The sequence below is a fragment of the Citrobacter sp. TBCS-14 genome (assembly GCF_005280805.1).
GTDB classification, from domain to species: domain Bacteria; phylum Pseudomonadota; class Gammaproteobacteria; order Enterobacterales; family Enterobacteriaceae; genus Citrobacter; species Citrobacter gillenii.
Genome location: NZ_SZWM01000406.1, coordinates 1 through 289, shown reverse-complemented (window position 1 = coordinate 289; position 289 = coordinate 1). Strand labels below are relative to the sequence as shown.

General features: G+C 53.3%; 1 pseudogene. It reads right to left on the bottom strand.

Annotated features, from left to right (window positions below):
- Positions 1 to 289: pseudogene (gene aroB, locus FDX22_RS15815) on the bottom strand (3-dehydroquinate synthase); the annotation flags it as partial.

Below are 289 nucleotides of genomic sequence, written 5' to 3'. Positions count from 1 at the left end.
CCCGCCAACACTTTTTTATCTCGCAGCATGTGCGGCAAATAAGCCTGTGTAGACATTTCACGCGGCCCATTCACCGGTAAACCTGCGCGCTGCAACAGCGTAATAATGCGCTGCGTTTCAGCGGAGGTAAACTGGCCCAAACGTTCTGACGTGCGGGCAGCCATTACCATACCTGCTGCGACGGCTTCACCATGTAACCAATTGCCATAACCCATTTCAGCTTCGATAGCATGGCCAAACGTGTGTCCCAGATTCAGTAAAGCACGTAAGCCCATTTCGCGCTCGTCCG